19 protein-coding genes are annotated in these 18,944 nt (G+C 69.4%); 11 read left to right on the forward strand and 8 right to left on the reverse strand.

Going from position 1 to position 18,944, the window contains the following annotated elements:
- Window positions 1-3 precede the first annotated feature (3 nt).
- Window positions 4-837 carry a purine-nucleoside phosphorylase gene (locus AC1ROC_RS11220; protein WP_434951969.1) on the reverse strand — a complete coding sequence of 278 codons (834 nt, stop codon included), beginning with the start codon at window positions 835-837 and terminating at the stop codon, window positions 4-6.
- A gap of 85 nt (window positions 838-922) precedes the next feature.
- Between AC1ROC_RS11220 and AC1ROC_RS11225 the strand changes: the two genes are divergently transcribed.
- Both AC1ROC_RS11225 and AC1ROC_RS11230 read left to right on the forward strand, forming a co-directional pair.
- Window positions 923-2,359 (forward strand): NAD(P)H-quinone dehydrogenase, encoded by a 1,437-nt coding sequence (locus AC1ROC_RS11225; RefSeq protein ID WP_085369163.1) that lies wholly within the window; start codon window positions 923-925, stop codon window positions 2,357-2,359.
- Window positions 2,360-2,386: 27 nt separating this feature from the next.
- Entirely contained in the window at window positions 2,387-4,048 is a 1,662-nt protein-coding gene (locus AC1ROC_RS11230; protein ID WP_493000186.1) for a cation:proton antiporter, read from the forward strand.
- 30 nt (window positions 4,049-4,078) lie between these two features.
- Here AC1ROC_RS11230 and AC1ROC_RS11235 read toward each other — a convergent pair whose 3' ends face one another.
- Window positions 4,079-5,842 carry an acetyl/propionyl/methylcrotonyl-CoA carboxylase subunit alpha gene (locus tag AC1ROC_RS11235; RefSeq protein ID WP_493000188.1) on the reverse strand — a complete coding sequence of 588 codons (1,764 nt, stop codon included), beginning with the start codon at window positions 5,840-5,842 and terminating at the stop codon, window positions 4,079-4,081.
- A 79-nt stretch (window positions 5,843-5,921) separates the two neighbouring features.
- Window positions 5,922-6,560 (reverse strand): Maf family protein, encoded by a 639-nt coding sequence (locus tag AC1ROC_RS11240; protein WP_085369159.1) that lies wholly within the window; start codon window positions 6,558-6,560, stop codon window positions 5,922-5,924.
- A 24-nt stretch (window positions 6,561-6,584) separates the two neighbouring features.
- Between AC1ROC_RS11240 and AC1ROC_RS11245 the strand changes: the two genes are divergently transcribed.
- From AC1ROC_RS11245 to AC1ROC_RS11260, 4 genes are read left to right on the forward strand one after another with little or no spacing between them, the layout of a single operon-like run.
- A complete protein-coding gene (locus tag AC1ROC_RS11245; protein WP_493000190.1) occupies window positions 6,585-7,844 on the forward strand; it encodes a class I SAM-dependent RNA methyltransferase in 1,260 nt (419 codons plus the stop codon).
- A gap of 38 nt (window positions 7,845-7,882) precedes the next feature.
- A complete protein-coding gene (locus AC1ROC_RS11250) occupies window positions 7,883-8,542 on the forward strand; it encodes a response regulator transcription factor (protein ID WP_085369157.1) in 660 nt (219 codons plus the stop codon).
- Window positions 8,529-9,779 carry a sensor histidine kinase gene (locus AC1ROC_RS11255; protein ID WP_085369156.1) on the forward strand — a complete coding sequence of 417 codons (1,251 nt, stop codon included), beginning with the start codon at window positions 8,529-8,531 and terminating at the stop codon, window positions 9,777-9,779. Before AC1ROC_RS11250 ends, AC1ROC_RS11255 begins: the two co-directional genes overlap by 14 nt.
- The gene (locus AC1ROC_RS11260) at window positions 9,776-10,804 is read left to right on the forward strand and encodes a DUF8320 family protein (protein ID WP_168688852.1); all 1,029 of its coding nucleotides are present in this window, start codon (window positions 9,776-9,778) and stop codon (window positions 10,802-10,804) included. The genes AC1ROC_RS11255 and AC1ROC_RS11260 overlap by 4 nt, the downstream gene beginning before the upstream one ends.
- Before the next feature lie 365 nt (window positions 10,805-11,169).
- On the opposite strand, the gene AC1ROC_RS11265 is transcribed toward AC1ROC_RS11260, so the two are convergent.
- The 4 genes from AC1ROC_RS11265 to AC1ROC_RS11280 are packed head-to-tail and all read right to left on the reverse strand — an operon-like array spanning window position 11,170 to window position 13,797.
- Window positions 11,170-11,391 (reverse strand): acyl-CoA carboxylase epsilon subunit, encoded by a 222-nt coding sequence (locus AC1ROC_RS11265; RefSeq protein WP_143465756.1) that lies wholly within the window; start codon window positions 11,389-11,391, stop codon window positions 11,170-11,172.
- The gene (locus tag AC1ROC_RS11270) at window positions 11,388-13,001 is read right to left on the reverse strand and encodes an acyl-CoA carboxylase subunit beta (RefSeq protein WP_085369154.1); all 1,614 of its coding nucleotides are present in this window, start codon (window positions 12,999-13,001) and stop codon (window positions 11,388-11,390) included. The genes AC1ROC_RS11265 and AC1ROC_RS11270 overlap by 4 nt, the downstream gene beginning before the upstream one ends.
- Window positions 13,002-13,040: 39 nt before the next feature.
- Entirely contained in the window at window positions 13,041-13,373 is a 333-nt protein-coding gene (locus tag AC1ROC_RS11275) for a hypothetical protein (protein WP_493000194.1), read from the reverse strand.
- A gap of 31 nt (window positions 13,374-13,404) precedes the next feature.
- Entirely contained in the window at window positions 13,405-13,797 is a 393-nt protein-coding gene (locus AC1ROC_RS11280) for a hypothetical protein (protein ID WP_493000196.1), read from the reverse strand.
- Between the two features lie 100 nt (window positions 13,798-13,897).
- On the opposite strand from AC1ROC_RS11280, the gene AC1ROC_RS11285 reads away from it, so the two are divergent.
- Together AC1ROC_RS11285 and AC1ROC_RS11290 are read left to right on the forward strand one after the other, a co-directional pair.
- On the forward strand, window positions 13,898-14,659 hold the full coding sequence (locus AC1ROC_RS11285) for a biotin--[acetyl-CoA-carboxylase] ligase (protein WP_493000198.1): 762 nt from the start codon (window positions 13,898-13,900) through the stop codon (window positions 14,657-14,659).
- A 6-nt stretch (window positions 14,660-14,665) separates the two neighbouring features.
- On the forward strand, window positions 14,666-15,220 hold the full coding sequence (locus AC1ROC_RS11290; protein WP_247597308.1) for a PH domain-containing protein: 555 nt from the start codon (window positions 14,666-14,668) through the stop codon (window positions 15,218-15,220).
- Here the strand turns inward: AC1ROC_RS11290 and AC1ROC_RS11295 are convergent.
- Window positions 15,182-15,724 (reverse strand): GtrA family protein, encoded by a 543-nt coding sequence (locus AC1ROC_RS11295; RefSeq protein ID WP_493000201.1) that lies wholly within the window; start codon window positions 15,722-15,724, stop codon window positions 15,182-15,184. The two genes, AC1ROC_RS11290 and AC1ROC_RS11295, sit on opposite strands and share 39 nt — an antisense overlap.
- Window positions 15,725-15,841: 117 nt before the next feature.
- Between AC1ROC_RS11295 and AC1ROC_RS11300 the strand changes: the two genes are divergently transcribed.
- From AC1ROC_RS11300 to AC1ROC_RS11310, 3 genes are all read left to right on the forward strand, one after another.
- A complete protein-coding gene (locus AC1ROC_RS11300; protein ID WP_434951991.1) occupies window positions 15,842-16,981 on the forward strand; it encodes a 5-(carboxyamino)imidazole ribonucleotide synthase in 1,140 nt (379 codons plus the stop codon).
- A 67-nt stretch (window positions 16,982-17,048) separates the two neighbouring features.
- On the forward strand, window positions 17,049-17,564 hold the full coding sequence (purE, locus tag AC1ROC_RS11305) for a 5-(carboxyamino)imidazole ribonucleotide mutase (protein WP_493000203.1): 516 nt from the start codon (window positions 17,049-17,051) through the stop codon (window positions 17,562-17,564).
- The gene (locus tag AC1ROC_RS11310) at window positions 17,561-18,919 is read left to right on the forward strand and encodes an LCP family protein (protein ID WP_085369146.1); all 1,359 of its coding nucleotides are present in this window, start codon (window positions 17,561-17,563) and stop codon (window positions 18,917-18,919) included. Before purE ends, AC1ROC_RS11310 begins: the two co-directional genes overlap by 4 nt.
- The last annotated feature ends 25 nt before the right edge of the window (window positions 18,920-18,944 follow it).

Genomic DNA, 18,944 nt, shown 5'->3' on the forward strand with positions numbered 1-18,944 from the left:
CGCTCACAGGGCCTCCACGATCTGGGCGAGGAGGGCGCTGATGACCGGCTCGGCCTCGCGTCCGGCCTCGATGACCTCCTGGTGGCTGAGCGGCGTCTTCTGGATGCCGGCGGCCAGGTTGGTGATGAGCGACATGCCCAGGATCTCCATTCCGGACTGTCGTGCGGCGATGGCTTCGAGCGCGGTGGACATGCCGACGATGTGGCCGCCGATGGTCTTGGCCATCTGCACCTCGGCCGGGGTCTCGTAGTGCGGGCCGCGGAACTGGGTGTACACGCCCTCGTCGAGGCTCGGGTCGATGGTCTTCGCGAGCTCGCGCAGCCGCTTGGAGTAGAGGTCGGTGAGGTCGATGAACGTCGCGCCCTCGAGCGGCGAGTCCGCGGTGAGGTTGATGTGGTCGCTGATCAGCACGGGCGTTCCCGGCTTCCAGTGCTCCTTGATGCCGCCGGCGCCGTTCGTCAGGATCATCGTTTTAACGCCCGCAGCAGCTGCGGTGCGCACGCTGTGCACGACCCTGCGGACGCCGTGGCCCTCGTAGTAGTGCGTGCGCGCACCGATGACCAGGGCGCGCTTGCCGTTCGGCAGCAGGACGGAGCGCAGCGTGCCGACGTGGCCTTCCAGCGCCGGCTTGCCGAAGCCGACGATCTCGGTGGCGGGGATGGTGGCGGTCGTCTCACCGATGAGGTCGGCCGCTTTGCCCCAGCCGCTGCCCAGTGTCAGTGCGATGTCGTGCTGTGCGACGCCGGTCTTCTCTGCAAGCTGCTCTGCCGCGAGCCTGGCGACCTCGAACGGGTCGGTGGCCGGGTCGTCGAGCGGGTTCGTGATGGATTCAGGCATGAGCCAACTCTACTGAGCGGGCCGCGAGCGCACAGGAAGAGCCCGGGTGCGCATCCGTGCGCCAGGATACGAGAGAATAGAGGTCATGGCCTATGAATTCGAGCGCAAGCAGAGGATCGCTGTACTCGGGGGTGGGCCTGGCGGGTACGAAGCAGCCCTCGCCGGTGCCCAGCTCGGTGCAGACGTGACCCTGGTGGAGCGCACAGGCGTCGGCGGATCCGCCGTCATCACCGACGTCGTCCCGTCGAAGAGCCTCATCGCGACGGCGGAGGCGGCCAACGCCATCGGAGAGGCCGCCGACCTCGGCGTCCAGTTCTTCACCCGCGGAGAGACCGGCAAGCCGGTGCGCCCGGAGGTCGCGGTGAACCTCGCCGCCGTCAACAAGCGGCTGGTGGGCCTCGCCAGACAGCAGTCGGAGGACATGCGTGCGGAGCTCGTGCGCGCCGGTGTGCGCATCGTCTCCGGCCAGGGCAGGCTCGACGGGTCGAGCGCGATCATCGTCTCGACCGCGAGCGGCGCGGCGGGCACGGATTTCGACAGGATCGAGGCGGACACGTTCGTCGTCTCCGTCGGTGCGAGCCCGCGCATCCTGCCGTCCGCTGTGCCCGACGGGGAGCGCATCCTGACCTGGACGCAGCTGTACGACCTCGACCGCATCCCGGAGCACCTGATCGTGGTCGGTTCCGGTGTGACCGGCGCCGAGTTCGCCTCCGCGTACACGGCCCTCGGCTCGAAGGTCACCCTCATCTCCAGCCGTGACCAGGTGCTGCCCGGCGAGGACGCCGACGCCGCGAGGGTCATCGAGAACGTCTTCAAGCGCAACGGGATGCAGGTGCTCTCCAAGTCCCGTGCCGAGTCCATCGTGCGCTCGGAGGACGGCGTCGTCGCGACGCTCTCCGACGGCAGGACGGTCGAGGGAAGCCACTGCCTGATGGCGGTCGGCTCCGTGCCGAACACCAGAGGGATCGGGCTCGAAGAGGCCGGCGTGCAGCTCACCGAATCCGGGCACATCCGGGTCAACAGGGTGGCGCGCACGTCCATCCCGAACATCTACGCCGCGGGAGACTGCTCCGACCTGATGCCACTCGCGTCGGTCGCGTCGATGCAGGGGAGGACCGCGGTCTTCCATGCGATGGGGGATGCGGTCAACCCGTTCGAGCTGCGCAACGTCACCTCCAACATCTTCACCCAGCCGGAGATCGCGACGGTCGGCTGGAACCAGAAGCAGATCGAGGAGGGCATCGCGCAGGGCGACATCTACAAGCTGCCGCTCAAGTCGAACCCGCGCGCCAAGATGCTCGGCATCAAGGACGGCTTCGTGAAGCTGTTCGCCCGCACCGGCTCCGGAACGGTGATCGGCGGCGTGATCGTCGCCCCGCGCGCCTCCGAGCTGATCTTCCCGCTCGCGCTCGCCGTGGAGCACCGCCTCACCGTCGACCAGGTGGCGCGGGCGTTCACGGTCTACCCGTCGCTGTCCGGCTCCATCTCGGACGCCGCCAGGGCGATGCACATCGTGCTCTGAGCCCCACCTTCGCGGTAGGGTCGCGGGGTGGAAATCCTCCTCGTGATCGTCCTGGTGCTGCTGGCCATCGCCGGCGCGACCACGCTCGGGCCGAAGCTCGGCGTGGCTGCTCCGCTCGTGCTCGTGGTGCTCGGCATCGGGGTCAGCTTCCTGCCGTTCGTCCCGCCGCTGACGATCGAGCCGGAGTGGATCATCGCGGGCGTCCTGCCCCCTCTGCTCTATTCGGCTTCGGTGTCGATGCCCGCGATGGAGTTCCGGCGCGAGTTCACCGCGATCGGCGGGCTGTCGGTCCTGCTGGTGATCGTCAGCTCGGTGATCCTCGGCCTGTTCTTCGCCTGGGTGATCCCTGGCATCGGCATCGCGTGGGGCATCGCCCTCGGCGCGATCGTGAGCCCGACGGATGCGGTGGCGACCTCCATCGTGAAACGCTCGGGGGTCTCGCCGAGGGTCGTGGCGATCCTGGAGGGGGAGAGCCTGCTGAACGACGCGAGCGCTCTGGTGCTGCTGCGGACCGCCATCGCCGCGGCGGCTGCGTCGTTCTCGCTCGGCGGGTTCATCGGATCGTTCGCGTACTCGGTGGCGGTGGCGGTGGTGCTCGGCTGGGCGGTCGGGCGGCTGAACCTGATCGTGCGGGCGAAGGTCACGGACGCGACGGTGAACACGGTGCTGTCGTTCACCGTGCCGTTCCTCGCATCCATCCCGGCTGAGGCGCTCGGCGCATCCGGTCTGGTGGCCGCCGTCGTGGCCGGGCTCATCACCGGCAGGCGCGCTCCCCGGGTGCTCTCCCCGCAGCACAGGCTCTCCGACGCCCAGAACTGGCGGACGGTCGAGTTGGTGCTGGAAGGGCTCGTGTTCCTCACGGTGGGCCTGGAGCTCTTCGGCATCGTCACCGACGTGCAGAACGATCACGCCGGCTTCCTGCCCGCTGTGCTCGTCGGGCTGGGCGCGCTGCTGCTCACCGTCCTGGTGCGCGCGGCATACGTCGCTCCGCTGCTGGCGAGCCTGTCCCGCCGGGCCAGACGCGGCGAGAAGATGCGGCCGAGGATCGAGAGCATGCAGGGCAGCCTCACCGATCCAGAGTCCGCGACGACGGCGCTCGCCAAGCGCGGAGGACCAGGCGCCAACCGGCAGCTGAGCGCGGCGGACGTGGGACGGTTCGCCACCAGACTGCGCCGCACGATCGCGGACATCGACTACTTCAAGGCGGCCCCGCTCGGCTGGCGGGAGGGCTCGATCGTCGTCTGGGCCGGGATGCGCGGGGCGGTCACGGTCGCGGCGGCGCAGACCCTGCCGCACGACGGCACCCCGAGCCGTTCCCTGCTGGTGCTCATCGCGTTCATCGTCGCTGCCGCCTCCCTGCTCATCCAGGGCGGGACGCTCGGCTGGGTGGTGCGCCTGGTGAAGCCGGCGCCGGTCGACGAGGCGCTGGAGCGCGAGGAGGAGATCCGCCTGATGACGCTGCTCCGGGATGCGGCGGAGACGGTGCCCCTGACCGCGCCGCTCGAACGCACCCCGGAGGCGTTCCTGGCGCAGAAGAAGGCGAGACTCGACCGCATCCAGGCCCAGCGCAGCGCCCTCCTCGACGCCCGAGACGACGGCGCCTTCAGCGCCGACCTGCTCCTGAACGCCCTCAACAACCTCGACGCCGTCCAGATCAGCATCGAGCTGAAAGGCGACCCGGTCGCCTGAGCGCGGCGCGTCAGAGCGTCCGCACGAGCCTCAGACGATGTTGAGCAGGAGGTGGCCGGAGGAGACGGTTTCGCCGACGGCGGCGTTGATGCCGGCGACGGTGCCGTCCTTGTGAGCGGTGAGCGGCTGCTCCATCTTCATGGCCTCGAGCACGAGCACGAGATCGCCCTTGACGACCTCGTCGCCGTCGGAGACCGCGAGCTTGACCACGGTCGCCTGCATCGGCGCGGTCACCGAGTCGCCGGTCGCGGTGTCGACGGCGTGCGCTCCGCCGCGGCGGCGTGGGGCAGGGCTGGATGCGCCCGTGTCCGCTCCTCCGGTGAGGAGCTTCGCGGGGAGGGAGACCTCGATGCGCTTGCCCTCGACCTCGACCACGACGTTGCTGCGGCGCTCTGCGGGGGCCGCGTCGCCGAGCTCCCCCGACCAGGGGGCGATGTCGCCCTGCCAGTCCGTCTCGATCCAGCGGGTGTAGATGGAGAACGGCTCGCCGTCCTGCGGGGCGAACGCGGGGTCGCGGACGATGGCGCGGTGGAAGGGGAGAACGGTCGGCAGACCGGCGACCTCGAACTCGTCGAGGGCGCGGCGGGAGCGTTCGAGCGCTTCCTCGCGGCTCGCACCCGTGACGATCAGCTTGGCGAGCATCGAGTCGAACGAGCCGCTGATCACGTCGCCGGCCTGGATGCCGCTGTCGACGCGGACGCCGGGGCCGCCCGGCGCCTTGAAGACGTGCACGGGGCCGGGCGACGGGATGAAGCCACGGCCGGCGTCCTCGCCGTTGATGCGGAACTCGAACGAGTGGCCGCGGGCGATCGGGTCGTCGTAGTCGAGTTCTCCGCCCTCGGCGATGCGGAACTGCTCGCGCACCAGGTCGATCCCGGTGACCTCTTCGGAGACCGGGTGCTCGACCTGCAGGCGGGTGTTCACCTCGAGGAAGGAGACCGTGCCGTCCTTGCCGATCAGGAACTCGCAGGTGCCGGCGCCCTGGTAGCCGACCTCCTTCAGGATGGCCTTGGATGCGCTGTAGAGCTGGTCGGTCTGCTCCTGCGTGAGGAACGGAGCCGGTGCCTCCTCGACGAGCTTCTGGTGCCTGCGCTGCAGGGAGCAGTCGCGCGTGGAGACGACGACCACGTTGCCGTACGCGTCCGCGAGGCACTGGGTCTCGACGTGGCGCGGCTGGTCGAGGTACTTCTCGACGAAGCACTCGCCGCGGCCGAACGCCGCGATGGCCTCGCGGGTCGCGGACTCGAAGAGCTCGGCGACCTCGTCGCGGGTGCGGGCGACCTTGAGGCCGCGTCCACCGCCGCCGAAGGCCGCCTTGATGGCGACAGGGAGGCCGTGGATGTCGACGAAGTCGAGCACCTCGGAGGCGTCGGCGACCGGGTTCAGGGTGCCGGGAGCGAGCGGGGCGCCGACCTTCTCGGCCACGTGGCGGGCGGAGACCTTGTCGCCGAGGCGCTCGATCGCATCCGGGGACGGGCCGATCCAGGTCAGGCCGGCCGCGATGACGGCGCGGGCGAACTCGGCGTTCTCCGCGAGGAAGCCATAGCCGGGGTGCACGGCGTCTGCGCCGGACCTGCGGGCGATGGAGAGCAGCTTGTCGATGACCAGGTACGTCTCCGCGCTGGTCGTGCCGTCGAGCGCGTACGCCTCGTCGGCGAGCCGGACGTGCATGGCGTCTCTGTCCTGGTCGGCGTAGACCGCGACAGACGCGATACCGCTGTCCTTCGCTGCGCGAACGACCCGGACGGCGATCTCGCCCCGGTTGGCGATGAGGACCTTGGTGATACGTGGCACAGTTTCCTAGCCTATTGCTCAGTCGGGGGAGCCTTTTGGGCGATCCCCACAAAAATGGTCGGGTCGGACGTGAGGTTGACTACAGTCGCCGGTTCCACAGGTCGGGCCAGTTCACGCCGAGCTCGACGAACAGTTCCCGCAGGGTGGAGAGGGAGAGCCCCACCACCGTACTCGGGTCGCCGTCGACCCTGGTGATGAACGGGCCGCCGAGGCTGTCGATCGTGAACGCTCCGGCCACCTCCAGCGGCTCGCCGGAGGCGATGTACGCGTCGATCTCGGCGTCGGTGACGTCGGCGAAGGTCACGGACGCGACGGCCGTGCGGCCGACGGCCTGGTTCTCGATGCCGTTCCTGTGGTCGATCAGCCAGTGGCCGGAGTGCAGCCTGCCCGTGCGGCCGCGCTGCGCCAGCCAGCGGGTGCGCGCCGTCTCCGGCAGGTGCGGCTTGCCGTGGATCGCCCCGTCGAGCTCGAACGCGGAGTCCCCGCCGAGGATGAAGCCGTCGATGGGCTCGCCGTTCAGGTCGCCGCGCACCGCCTCGGCCTTGAGGCGGGCGAGGAGGTGCACCATCGCATCCGGGGTCAGCGGGCCGTGCTCGGCCTCGGCCGCGAGGACGGCGGCGGGCTCGTCCACGTGCGACGGGACGACGATCGGCTCGATCCCCGCTGCGCGGAGCAGTGCGAGCCTGGCTGGTGAGGTTGATGCCAAGTAGAGGCGCATGGGTTCCTGTGGGATGCTCGACGGATGCCCCAGTTCGATGAGGTCGACCTCGACATTACCAACGTCGCCCACGGCGGCGTCTTCGTCGCCCGCCACGAAGGCCGCGTCGTCTTCGTGCCGGACACCCTTCCCGGTGAGCGCATCCGGGCCAGGATCACCGATCAGAAGCACGACAGCTTCTGGCGGGCGGAGACGCTCGAGGTGATCGAGGCCGCCCCCGAACGGCAGGAGCACGTCTGGGAGGCGGCGTCCATCCACCGCGAGCCGGGCAACAGGGCGGGAGGCGCCGAGTTCGGCCACATCAGGCTCGATCACCAGCGCGAGCTCAAGCGCCAGGTGATCGCGGACGCGATGCAGCGCATGGCGAAGCTCGACACCGACGTGGTGGTGGAACCCGTCGCCGGCGAGACGGCCGACGGCACGGGATGGCGCACCCGCGTCCGTCTTCAGGTCGACCGTTCCGGCGCTGTCGGGCCGTACGCCGCCCGCTCGCACACCGTCGTCCCGGTGACCGGCCTTCCGCTCGCCACCGAGCTCGTCGACGAGACGGCTCCCTTTGGCCAGACCTTCCCCGGCGCGGAGTCCGTGGATGTGGTCGCCACCGGGACCGGCGCCGCCCACCTCCTCGTCAACGAGGCTCCCGTGAAGCGCGGCAGGAAGCTCGTGCGTCCCCGCCAGCGCCCTGTGCCCATCCGGGAGATCGTCGGCGACCGCGAGTTCCAGCTGGATGCGCGCGGGTTCTGGCAGGTGCACCGCGCGGCCGCCGCCACTCTCACCGAGGCCGTGCAGTCGGCCGTCGACGAGGCGCTGTTCGACCCGCGCGCCGCCAACCTCGACCTCTACGGCGGCGTCGGGCTGCTCGCGGCGGCCATCGGCGACCGTTTCGGGTCGACGCTGCGGATCACCTCGGTCGAGAGCGACGAGGCCGCGACGGACAACGCCGCGGAGAACCTGGCCGACTGGCTCGGCGCATCCGTCGTCACCGACAGGGTGGAGCGCTTCGTGCAGCGACTCGCCGGGGAGGCGTCCGCCGTCGAGCGGGCACGCCTGCGCGCGGCGACGGTCGTCCTCGACCCTCCACGCTCGGGTGCCGGCCGCCAGGTGGTCGAGGCGATCGCATCGCTCGCCCCCGCGCAGATCGTCTACGTCGCCTGCGATCCCGTGGCCCTCGCCCGCGACGTGGCCCTGTTCGCCGAGCGGGGATACCCGCTGCGCTCACTGCGTGCGTTCGACCTGTTCCCGAACACGCACCACGTCGAGGCCGTCGCCACGCTGGCGCCGTGAGCGCGTCAGTGCATCATCGCCCCACTACGATGGTCAGCATGGTGCGGGTGGCAATCGTCGATGATCACGAGTCCGTGCGTCTGGGCCTCAAAGCGGCCTGTCAGGACGCGGGCTACGAGGTGCTCGTCACCGCGCCCACCGTCGACGAGTTCGTGACGCTGCTCGGCGCACAGGAGTGCGACGTCGTCGTGCTCGACCTCTCGCTCGGCGACGGGTCGAAGGTCACCGACAACGTGAAGCGCGCCCAGGCGACAGGGGCGGCCGTGCTGGTCCACAGCATCGCCGACCGGGTCGCCAGCGTGCGCGAGGCGCTCGCCGCCGGTGCTGCCGGCGTCATCCCGAAGTCGTCGCCGACGACCACCGTGATGAACGCGATCAAGACGGTCGCGAGCGGCGACGTGCTCAACAACCTCGAGTGGGCGACAGCGATCGACGCGGACAGCGACTTCGCCAAGGCCCAGCTCGGCCGCCGCGAACGGGATGTGCTGCACCTGTACGCCTCCGGCCTTCCGCTCAAGGCGGTCGCGGCGCAGCTCGGCATCGCCAACTCGACCGCCCGCGAATACCTCGACCGCATCCGGGTGAAGTACGTGGAGGTCGGTCGTCCGGCACCCACCAAGGTCGACCTGCTCCGCCGTGCCGTCGAAGACGGAATCCTGCCCGGGCTCGACCCCGACACGGGCAATGAGCGCAAGTAGCGCGCCACCGCGGACCGCCCCTCCCGAGGCGTCCCAACCGCGCAACCCGATCAGCCGCGAGCGGTTCGAGCGCATCGCCGGCCGCAGCGTGTCGGCCTTCGGACTGGTGTTCGGCCTGCAGACCATCCCGACGGCGCTCGGGCAGCTGCCCGGGCTCCGGTCCCCGTGGGGCCTGATCGAGATCGTCGTCGTCTTCGGCGGTCTCGCGGCGATCGTGCTCCTCGCCATCGTGCAGCGGTTCGTGAAGGCGGCGATGGCGACGCTGTCCGTCGTCTACTTCGCGGCGATCGTCACCTGGCCGCTGCTCGCCCTCGACTCGCACTCGTTCGCGGCGGACAAGCCGTGGGTGTGGTTCCTCTGCTCGGTGTTCACCGCGTTCGCCGCCGTGGCGTTCCCGCTCTGGCTGGCGACCGCGTACACGTTCATCACGCCGATCGCATACGGCATCGTGCGCGCGCTGCCCGCCGGGGGAGGGGTCGGCGCCGAGCTGGCCGGTCTCGACGCGCTGTACGCGATCATCCTGGGCGGCGTGATCCTGGTCATCATCGCGATGCTGCGGCAGGCAGCGTCCACGGTCGACACCGCACAGAGCCAGGCGCTCGCCAAGTACGCGAATGCCGTGCGCCAGCACGCCACCGAGGTCGAACGCGTCCAGGTGGATGCGATCGTGCACGACAGCGTCCTGACCACCCTGCTCTCCGCAGCGAGTGCCCGCACGCCGGAGGCCAAGGAGCTCGCAGCGCGGATGGCCTCCGACGCCATCGGCCACCTGCACGCAGCGGAGGCATCGAGCCCGGAGGACCAGTCCCTGGTCGGTCTCGACCGGCTGAGCGAGCGCATCTTCACGGCCGCCAACGCCTTCTCGTCGCCGTTCGAACTGGATGTGCGCGACGTGGAGGTGCACGTGCTGCCCGTCAACGTCGCGGAGGCCGTCTACTCCGCCACGGTGCAGGCGATGGTGAACAGCATGCAGCACGCCGGCACCAAGGATGTGCGCCGCACCCTCTCGATCCGCGGCGGCAGCCCGCAGGCGACCGTCCACATCGTGGTGGCGGACACCGGGCGCGGTTTCTCGGCCGCCGACGTCCCCGCCGAGCGGCTGGGGCTGCGGGTGAGCATCCGGGAGCGTCTGTCGAAGGTGGGCGGTCACGCGCGCATCGAGTCGGCGCCGGGTGAGGGCACGACGGTGACGATCCTGTGGCCGTCGTCGGAGAGCGATGCGGAGGTGCGCGGATGATCACCCTGCCGCGGTTCCTCTTTCTTGGTCTCGGTGCCCTGTTCTCGGCGTACCACCTGTTCCTCGCGCTGTCGTCGCTGTCGACGCCCGTCAATCCGGGGCCGCCGATCGCCGCGATGATCCTGTACGGGGTGGCGACGGTGATCAGCCTGTGGCCGACCAGCCCCACCAAGATGCCGCTGTGGCTCGCGGCGTTCGACCTCGCGGTGTGCGTCGCCATCCCGATCCTGGTGACCAGCCAGCTCGACCCGGCGAAGGACAACGGCTACGCCACCTGGTATGTGGCGGCCGTCGGCACGCTGATGACGATCGCCGCGGTGCGCAGGCAGCAGTTCGCGGCCTGGGTGGGCGTCGGCTACCTGGCGGTGCAGACCATCGTCTGGGCCGGGATCCCCGCGCTGGCGGGCCTCGGCGTGATCGGCTCAGTGGTGTGGGTCGGCGTTGCGGTCGTGATCTCAGGCTCGCTCGCGAAGGCCGGCAGGGACGCCCTGCAGTTCGCCCGCGCTGAACGCGAGGCCACCGAGTGGCAGGCCGCCCAGGAGGCGCACGTCATGGAGCGCCAGCTGCGCCTGCGGCAGACCTACCGGGTGGCAGCGCCGATGCTCGCCGAGATCGTGCGCCGCGGGGGAGACCTGACGGAGGCCGAACGGCGGGAGTGCCGCTACCTCGAAGGTGCGATCCGCGACGAGATCCGTGGCCGCAGGCTGCTCAACGACGACGTGCGCCGCCAGGTGATGGATGCGCGCCGCCGCGGAGTCGTCGTCAGCCTCCTCGACGAGGGCGGCATCGACGACCTCGACCAGCACGCTCTCGACGGCGTGCTGCGTCGCCTGGCGGACGCCATCCGGGGCACCACGACGGACAAGCTGATCGTGCGCACGGTTCCGCGGTCGTCGAAGACGGCGGTGACGGTGGTGGGGCTGCGCATGTCGGACGACGGCAACGCCAACGCGCTCGGCGCGGACACCGAGGACGACGAGGTCGACCTCTGGCTGGAGATCCCGCGGCCGGTGCACGAGTCCTGACCCGGCTCTCGGCGGGTGGCTCTGCGGCGGCGGAGAAGGCGAACGCGCCCAGACAAGGAGAAAGGGGCCGACACCCGAATTGTCGGCCCCTTTTCAAACCCCGAGTCAGGGCGACAACCCGAATATCGCCCTGACTCGCCCCCAAAACACTCGCCCGCTTACCCTAGTCGGCGAGTGATTGGCGGTGTGACTCACGAGGAGAGACACCTAGCACTATCTATATTGGCGATGCCGATGACAGATAAATAGTCGTCATTTTGGAGGACATGGGGGACAATCGTGTCCCCTGCGCCTCCGGACGCCGCGAATTGGTGCTTGTCCCGCACTCGGGGGGCGGCGCCCCCGGGGTACATCACCCGCATTCGTCAGCCGGCGAACGAGCGCCACGCTCCCGGGCCGGGCGTCAGCGGCGTGCGCAGCGCACGCTGGCTGCGTGCCCAGGCGTCCGGTCCCGCCGGCGGGCGTGCATCCCGTGCAGCGGCCTCCGCCTCCGCGATGGCGGCCGTGAGCACGGCGGTCACGGCGGCGACCTCCTCCGGCGTCACGCCGCGCGTGACGAACCGGATGCTGTCTGGCTCGATCGTCACAGCGGGATGTTCCCGTGCTTCTTGGGCGGCATGGATGCGCGCTTGGTGCGCAGCGCCCGCAGCGCCTTGATGACGGACACGCGGGTCGCGGCAGGCTCGATCACGCCGTCCAGCTCGCCGCGCTCGGCGGCGAGGAACGGGCTGGCCACGTTGTACGTGTACTCGTTGGCGAGCTTCGTGCGGACCGCGGCGACATCCTCGCCGGCCTCCTCCGCACGCTTGATCTCGCCGCGGTACAGGATGTTGACGGCGCCCTGGCCGCCCATCACGGCGATCTCCGCCGTCGGCCATGCCAGGTTGATGTCCGCACCGAGCTGCTTCGAGCCCATGACAATGTACGCGCCGCCGTACGCCTTGCGGGTGATGATGGTGACGAGCGGCACGGTGGCCTCCGCGTACGCATAGAGCAGCTTCGCTCCTCGGCGGATCACGCCCGTCCACTCCTGGTCGGTGCCGGGAAGGTAACCGGGCACATCCACCAGGGTGAGGATCGGGATGCTGAACGCGTCGCAGAAGCGCACGAACCGGGAGGCCTTCTCCCCGGCGTCGATGTTGAGCGTTCCGGCCATCGCGCTCGGCTGGTTGGCGACGATGCCGACGGAGTGGCCTTCGACACGGGCGAAGCCGATGACGATGTTCGGTGCGAACAGCGGCTGGATCTCGAGGAACTCGCCGTCGTCGACGACGCCCTCGATGATGGACTTCACGTCGTACGGCTGGTTGGGCGAATCCGGGATGATCGTGTTGAGCTTGCGGTCGGCGTCCGTCAGCTCCAGCTCCGGCTCCGCGGCGAACACCGGCAGCTCGCCGAGGTTGTTCTGCGGCAGATAGCTGAGCAGGGTGCGCGCGTAGTCGAGCGCGTCCTCCTCGTCGCTCGCGAGGTAGTGCGAGACGCCGGAGATCTTGTTGTGCGTCAGTGCGCCGCCGAGCTCCTCGAAACCGACGTCCTCGCCGGTGACCGTCTTGATGACGTCTGGTCCGGTGACGAACATGTGGCTCGACTTGTCGACCATGATGACGAAGTCGGTGAGGGCAGGGGAGTAGACGGCGCCGCCGGCGGCGGGCCCCATCACGATGGAGATCTGCGGGATGACGCCGGACGCCTGGGTGTTGCGGCGGAAGATCTCGCCGTACTTGCCGAGCGCGACGACACCCTCCTGGATGCGCGCTCCGCCGGAGTCGAGGATGCCGATCATCGGAACGCCGGTCTTGAGCGCGTGATCCATGACCTTGATGATCTTCTCGCCGGCCACCTCGCCGAGCGAGCCGCCGAAGATGGTGAAGTCCTGGCTGAACACGGCCACGTTGCGACCGTGGATGGTGCCGACGCCGGTGACGACCGCGTCGCCGTACGGACGCTTGTTCTCCATGCCGAAAGCGTGGGTGCGGTGACGGACGAACTCGTCGAACTCCACGAACGATCCGTGGTCGAGCAGCAGGTCGATGCGCTCGCGGGCGGTGAGCTTGCCCTTGGCGTGCTGCTTCTCGATGGCGGACTGACCGCTCGCGGTCACGGCCTCGTGGAAGCGCTCCTTGAGGTCGGCGAGCTTGCCTGCTGTGGTGTGGAGATCGGCAGTCTGTCCATGTTCTGTGTCGGTCACGCCGTTCACTCTACCTGCCAGCAGAAGGGCGGTGGCGTTGAGGATTCCCTACAAAAGTCCGTCGGCTGCGTGTGCAGTGTCGCGGGTCTCACCGGGATGCGGCGCTTCGTCTCTGCGCACGCCATCGACGATGCGGGTGACGTGGCCCATGACGATTCCCGCCCCGATCAGGACGCTGCCCAGCGGCGCAATGATCAGGCCGACGGCGCGGACGGCGAAGTCGAACCCGAGCAGGATGTCCTGATCCATGCCGAGGGCCGTGGTGCTCGCGGCTGCGATGGAAAACCCGAGCGCGGGCAGTACGAGTTGCAGGACGGCTCCGGCGCAGGCGAGAACGATGCCGAGAACCAGAATGGTCTTGGGGCGAGGGCGCGCGTTCACGCTCAGGCCCGCCGATAGCCGGGGTAGCCGATCACGGCGCACCCCTGCACGCTCGTCGCCAGGTGTTGGCGATCCCACCGACACTTCTGACCTTCTGGCCGCACCCGGTCCTGCTCGTCCTGATCGCGAGGGTGTCGAGGGACCCCTGCCTATCGGCCTCCTGGATGGCCTCCGCCACTTCCAGCGCTTTGCCGGCCCTGACGTCCACGACGAGCTCTGCACCTGACGGCGTCGCAACGACAAGGGGACCCTCAAACGTTGTGGGGTCGATCGCGCCGTTCTCCTGTTGGGCAGTTTCTGGCGCGAACGCGACGGAGTCATCGCTTGCCGTCGCGGGTAGCGCAGAGGAGAACAGAAGGGCCGCCGTGCAGCCCACAATCAAGGCCGCACGAGCGCCCGAGTTCCTACGGAAGACGAACATCATTGTCACACCTTTCATGCAATATGTGGCCATAAGAGTGCCAGATACCATCATGTTCTGCAAGCGCTGGTATCGCACGCCGTCCCGCTGGCAGACTGGGGCAATGGAGTTCCGTCGCAGTCGCGCAATCGTCCCCGTCCTCGATGTGCTCGAGGAGGCGGGGTCGACGAACGACGTGCTCGTCTCCCGCGCTGCCGGGCTGCCAGACCTCGCCGTCGTGCTCACCGACAACCAGACCGGCGGACGCGGGCGGCTCGGCCGGGTGTGGGTGTCGCCTCCCGGCAAAGCCATCGCCGTCTCCGTGCTGATCAAGCCCAGCGGGCTCCCCGTCGAGTCGTTCGGCTGGTTCCCGCTGATCGCCGGGCTCGCCATGAGCAGGGCGCTCTCGCCGCTCGTGCCCGGCGCCGTCGAGGTGAAGTGGCCGAACGACGTGCTCATCGACGGCAGAAAGGTCTGCGGCATCCTCACCGAGCTCCTGCCCGACCTGTCCGGTCTCGTCATCGGCTCCGGCGTCAACCTCACGCTCAGCGCCGACGAACTCCCCACCGAGACCTCCACCTCCCTGCTGGTCGCCGGGGCGACCGACATCGACGTGGATGCGGTGCTCGCGGCCTACCTCCGGCACCTGACCACCCTCTACCGCGAGTTCGAGACCGCGGGCGGCGACCCGGTCACGAGCGCCGTCAGGGACGAGGTGGCCGAGGCGTGCCACACCATCGGCCGCAGCGTGCGAGTGCTGCTGCCGTCCGGAGACGATCTGCTCGGAACGGCGGTCGGGATCGACGAGGACGGACGGCTCCTGGTCGAGACCGATGCCGGGATCACGGCTGTCGCGGCGGGCGACGTGACCCACCTGCGGTATTAATTGGTCATGAGCAACACGCCCCCCGATTCAGGAGCGCCCGCTGCGCCTCCCGAGCGCATCGTGGCGCGGCTGCGCTCGAACGCCCGGGCGATGTTCTGGCCGAGCATCGTCCTGATCGCCGCCTGCGGAGCGCTCGGCTACTTCGCCGGCCGGTTCGACGAGGTGTGGGAGATCGTGCTGCTCTGGTCGGCCGCCGCCGCCGTCATCCTGCTGCTGTTCCTGCTCCCGCTGGCCTCGTGGCTGAGCAGGAGGTACACGATCACCACCAGGCGGATCATCCTGCGCCACGGCTTCTTCGTGCGGGTGCGCCAGGAGCTGCTGCACAGTCGCGGCTACGACGTGACGGTCAAGCGCAACTGGCTGCAGAGCGCGTTCCGGTCGGGGGATGTGCGCATCAACTCCGGCCTCGAACGCCCGGTCGTACTGAAGGACGTCCCGAAGGCCGACGCCGTCCAGCGCGCGCTGAACGACCTGATGGACCACGCGCAGACCGTGGTGGCCGTGCGCAGGCAGCAGTCGGAGTCAGTCTCGGACGAGACCACCGTCTGGGGTTCCCGGTAGCGGGGTAGCACCCGTGAGCACCGGCTCCGTGGTGGTGGTCGCCGCGTCGCGGCCGCCGCGGTGCGGTGCGAACACCCACCAGCGGTAGAACGCGAACCGGAACACCGTGCCGAGCGCGAGTCCGACGACGTTGTTCGCGATGTTGTCGGCGAGGCGGCTGTCGAAGCCGAGGACGACGCGGGACACGTAGACGCAGAGCACAGGGATGACGAGCCCGCAGATGCTCACGATCAGGAACTCGACGCCCTCGCGGGCGACGTTCGACCTGCGCTCCTTGGCGAACGCCCAGTAGCGGTTGCCGACGTAGTTGGTGGCGATGGCGACGGCGTTGGCGATGACCGTCGCGATCAGCGCACCCCCGTGCGACACGGACATCGGCGTGAGCAGCAGCAGGTTGAACACGGCGAGGTTCACCAGTACGCCGACAGCCCCGACCGCGCCGAACTTCGCCAGCTGCGGCAGCAGCCGCGAGCGGCGGGTTGCCGGGGGAGTGTCGATCGTCATGCGTCCAACCTGATCTGCGCGAAGATAGATGAGTGCGTGGCGAGCATACGCGCGAACGGTATCCCCAGTCTGGGAGTTGCCCCCACCCACCCTGAAGAGTATCGAGGAGACGATCAGATGGCGAAGAACACGGTCGGCGTTATCGGCGGAGGGCAGCTGGCCCGCATGATGGTCCCTCCCGCCATCGAACTCGGGATCGACATCCGCGTGCTCGAAGAGGCGGAGGGGATGAGCGCCGAGATCGCCGCCACCGGCGTCGGAGACTACCGCGACCTCGACACCGTCCTGGCGTTCGCCGAGACCGTGGATGTGATCACCTTCGACCACGAGCACGTCCCCCCGGCGATCCTCCGCGAGCTGGTCTCGCGCGGCATCGAGGTGCACCCGGGTCCGGATGCGCTGCTCTACGCCCAGGACAAGCTGCAGATGCGCGCCAAGCTCACCGAGCTCGGCCTTCCCGTCCCGGACTGGGCGGCCGTCGAGTCCGCCGACGAGCTGGGCGCGTTCCTCGCCGACCACGGCGGCCGCGCCGTCGTGAAGACCGCCCGCGGCGGCTACGACGGCAAGGGCGTCCGCGTCGTCTCGGAGGCGGCAGAGGCCGACGACTGGTTCCTCGCGCTCGCCGAGGACGGCAGGGGAGGGGCGCTCCTCGTCGAGGAGCTCGTCTCGTTCAGCAGGGAGCTCGCCCAGCTGGTCGCCCGCCGCCCGTCCGGCGAGATGAAGACCTGGCCGGTGGTCGAGACCGTTCAGCGCGACGGCGTCTGCGCAGAGGTCATCGCTCCGGCCCCCGGCTCGAGCGGCCGTGCCGCCGACCTCGCCGCGGAGATCGCGCGCACCATCGCCGACGGTCTCGGCGTCACCGGTGTGCTCGCCGTCGAGCTGTTCGAGACGACGGACGGCCGCATCCTGGTCAACGAACTGGCGATGCGCCCGCACAACAGCGGCCACTGGTCGATCGAGGGCGCCGTCACCAGCCAGTTCGAGCAGCACCTGCGCGCCGTGCTCGACCTTCCGCTCGGGTCGACGGAGACGCGCGACGACTGGTCGGTGATGATCAACATCCTCGGCGGCCCAGCTGCCGGATCGCTGCAGGACAGGTACCCCGCTGCGCTCGCCGCACATCCGAGGGCCAAGTTCCACGGCTACGGCAAAGACCCGCGGCCCGGCCGCAAGGTCGGTCACGTCACGGTCGGCGGGGACGACCTGGACGACGTGGCGTACCAGGCGAGAGCGGCCGCGGCCTTCTTCACCGACTGACGCAGCCTTCACGGACTGACGCAGCGCGGGGCGTGCCGTCCGGGCACCGGGCCGGAGCGCATCTAGCATGGTGGTCATGCCCGCAGCCTCCACCAACCCGCTCGTCTCCGTGGTGATGGGGTCGGACTCCGATTGGTCGGTGATGCAGGACGCATCACGGCTCCTCACCGAGTTCGGCGTCGACCACGAGGTCGAGGTCGTCTCCGCCCACCGCACTCCGGAGAAGATGATCGACTTCGGAAAGCGCGCAGCATCGCGCGGTGTGAAGGTGATCATCGCCGGAGCGGGAGGGGCGGCCCACCTGCCCGGGATGCTCGCGGCCGTCACAACGCTGCCCGTCGTCGGCGTCCCCGTACCGCTCGCCAGGCTCGACGGCCTGGACTCCCTGCTGTCGATCGTGCAGATGCCGGCGGGGGTCCCCGTCGCCACCGTGTCCATCGGCGGCGCACGGAACGCCGGACTGCTCGCGGTCAAGATCCTCGCCACCTCCGACAACGCGCTCGCGTCTGCGCTCGAGACGTTCGCGGCCGATCTCGAGGCCAGCGTCAAAGAGAAGAACCGGGCCCTCCAAGCAAAGCTATGAGCATCGCGACCCCACTGCGGCACCCGGATGTGTCGTCCGCTCCGATCATGACGAAGCGGGCCTGGTGGCTCGTGGGCCTGAACGTGCTCCTGCCCGGATCCGCCCAGGTGGTCGCCGGCAACAGGACGCTCGGCCGCGTCGGCATCGTCGCCACGCTGCTGCTCTGGCTGCTGGCGATCGTCACCCTGGTCGTCTACCTGATCTCGCCGTCGAGCGTGTACACGCTGTTCACCCAGACGGCCGGGCTGCTCGTGCTGCAGGTCATGCTCGTGGCGTACGCCGTGCTGTGGATCGTGCTCACCCTCGACACGCTGCGGCTCGTGCGGCTGGTCAAGGCCCGCCCGAACGCGCGCGGCTGGATCGCGGCGTTCGCCGTGATCGTGCTGGTGGGGCTCACCGGAACGGCCGGGTACGCATCCATCGTCGCCGGATCGGCGAGGGGCGCCCTCGGCGACATCTTCTCCGCCGGCCCGTCGCAGCCGCCCGTGAACGGCCGCTACAACATCATGTTGCTCGGCGGCGACGCCGGCCCGGACCGCGACGGCCTCCGCCCGGACAGCATGTCGGTCGTCAGCATCGACGCGAGCACCGGCCAGGCGGTCACGATCGGCCTCCCGCGCGACCTCGACCCCGTTCCCTTCCCGGCGAAGTCGCCGCTGCACACGCTGTACCCGGACGGCTACGGCTACGAGGACCGCTGCGACGTCGACGTCTGCCAGCTCAACTCGATCTACACCGAGGTGGAGCTGTACAAGCCCGACCTCTACCCGAACGCGAAGAAGAACAACAGCGAGCCGGGCATCGAGGCGATGCGGGATGCGCTGGAGGGCGCGACAGGGCTCACCATCCAGTACTACGTGCTGATCGACATGCAGGGCTTCTCCGACCTGATCGACGCGCTCGGCGGCGTCGACATCACCGTCACCGACCGCGTCCCGATCGGCGGCGACGAAAACCTCAACGGTGTCGCGGAGTGGATCGAGCCCGGGGTGCACCACATGGACGGCTACCACGCCCAGTGGTACGCCAGGGCGCGTCACGGGTCGAGCGACTACGACCGCATGGCCAGGCAGCGCCAGCTCCAGGATGCGATCCTCAAACAGGTCAACCCGGTCAACGTGGTGAGCAAGTTCCAGGACATCGCGCATGCGGGCGCCCAGGTGATGAAGACCGACATCCCGCAGTCGATGCTCGGTTACTTCGTCGACCTGGGGATGAAGACGAAAGCGCTGCCGGTGAAGCAGCTCGAACTCGTGCCGCCCACCATCGACCCCGAGAACCCCGACTACGGGCAGATCCACGGGCTCGTGCAGCAGGCGGTCGCCCCTACCACGCCGAAGCCCTCCGGCAAATAGGTCGGCGCGCAGCTCACAGCTGACC

The organism is Leifsonia sp. GW821-FHT13C05 (assembly GCF_058806515.1).